Origin of the sequence: Parendozoicomonas sp. Alg238-R29, from assembly GCF_947331445.1 — a bacterium.
Classification (GTDB): Bacteria; Pseudomonadota; Gammaproteobacteria; order Pseudomonadales; family Endozoicomonadaceae; genus Sansalvadorimonas.
Genome location: NZ_CAMZOG010000204.1, coordinates 1 through 1533, shown reverse-complemented (window position 1 = coordinate 1533; position 1533 = coordinate 1). Strand labels below are relative to the sequence as shown.

The following is a 1533-nucleotide window of genomic DNA, read 5'->3' as shown; positions in this document are numbered from 1 at the left end:
CTGACAGGTCATTTCGTAATACCAGCTGTAGTCGTCGTAAGCTCGGTCAAAAACATAGGTGACACCTGCCATGATGGGAAGGTTATGAGCCACTTTACAGTCATTTTTCTTGGCGGTGGTTAGTTCGAAAAAAGTGGGCGTATCGGCCTGCGAGTCATACACCGTATGAAGCTCTATGCCGCCTTTGGTTTTTCGGAAATGCGCCCACTCAAAAAAATACTGGCCGCCCGAGTGCTGTTGGCATCTGACAATGAAGAGCGCTTTGTGCGAGAGACACCCAAATGATAATGGTGGTTGTGGCAGGTATTAAAATTCTCAACCAGATCCCGAATGGAAACCCGGCTGGCCAGTTGAGCAAACATCATGGCAACGAGTTGAGTCCAGCATGACAGAGTTCTGATGCGATGATCCCCGTTGTGGCGATCAACGACCTTCTGAAACTGGTGACGTGGGATTGTTTTGAGTAACTGTTGGAAAACGCTGTTATGATACTTCATGCCTGTCTTTTTTGTTTTGTGAAATAGCTGTCTCGACAACCGCTATTTTACCGCAAACCACTAAAGACAGGCGCCTCACGCCTTTCTCGATTTTTTAACCGGACAGCAGTGGTTGTGAGTAAAGATCACGTTCACCTCTTGCTCTCATCGCCGCCGAGTATGGCTCCCAGTGAAATTATGCGCGGGATAAAAGGACGATCCTCGACAAAGTTCTTTGAGAGTTTTCCAGACTTAAAAGAACGTTACTGGGGTAGGCATTTTTGGGCTCGAGGCTACTTTTGCGTTACATCGGGAGAACTCACAGAAGAGATGATCAAAGAATATTTGGATCATCACTTTGAGCCCCGAATCGATGATAATTTCAGGACTGAAGGTTGACATCAACGCGTCTTTGACGCGTATCCGGACTTTCAGTCCGTAATACTAACCCACCGGCTTTGGCCGGTGGTTGTTGAGTTCATGAGTGAACTGGTGCGGCGTTTACAGGGGCGTGAAGGGGCACCGGGTTTCAAGCTGGAAGGCGACCGCAGACTTTTGGAGGAAGGCTTTGCCTGTCTCTTGTCTTCAGGCTTGGTAAAACCATCAGTCGACGGTGGTTTACTGCTATTGCTGCTGTTCTTGTTGAATCGGTCTTCAAGTGCTTTAACCGTTTCCTGCAACTTGCAAATCATCTTTGCCTGCTCAGCGATGATGGCAAGCCCCATGGCAATGAGTCGAGCTTCAGGAGAAGCGGAGGATATGACGGGAGGCTGAATAGTTGCCTCGGGCTCTGTTCACAGTAAATGTGGGGTGAGCCAATGCAATGCTGCTTGATCTAACAGGCTTTCCTCTGAGAATAAAAGAGTCTTTAAAAACCGCTAATGGGGCATCGTGGATGCTGATCAAAAGAATACTTCACTCACAGGAGGAGGCGACTATGGCTTGCACTCCCAGGCTTTTCGGGACATGGCGGCAAGGTTTTGTGCAAACAGGTCAGCTGTTCGGGAGATCATGTGTTAAGCGATTTCAGAAATTTTTCAAATCGAGTCTGCTGCAT

1 protein-coding gene and 2 pseudogenes are annotated in these 1533 nt (G+C 48.1%); 1 reads left to right on the top strand and 2 read right to left on the bottom strand.

Annotated features, from left to right (window positions below):
- Positions 1–173: 173 nt before the first annotated feature.
- A complete protein-coding gene (locus QMA35_RS21620; RefSeq protein ID WP_281648760.1) occupies positions 174–497 on the bottom strand; it encodes a DUF4372 domain-containing protein in 324 nt (107 codons plus the stop codon).
- A gap of 64 nt (positions 498–561) precedes the next feature.
- Here QMA35_RS21620 and tnpA point away from each other — a divergent pair.
- Positions 562–875, top strand: a pseudogene (tnpA, locus tag QMA35_RS21615) (IS200/IS605 family transposase); the annotation flags it as partial.
- A gap of 197 nt (positions 876–1072) precedes the next feature.
- Here the strand turns inward: tnpA and QMA35_RS21610 are convergent.
- A pseudogene (locus QMA35_RS21610) lies at positions 1073–1201 on the bottom strand (DUF6444 domain-containing protein); the annotation flags it as partial.
- Between the last annotated feature and the right edge of the window lie 332 nt (positions 1202–1533).

What these genes read in the sequence shown, in the direction of transcription:
- QMA35_RS21620 (WP_281648760.1), bottom strand. Translation starts at nt 497, where the DNA reads ATGAAGTATCATAACAGCGTTTTCCAACAGTTACTCAAAACAATCCCA.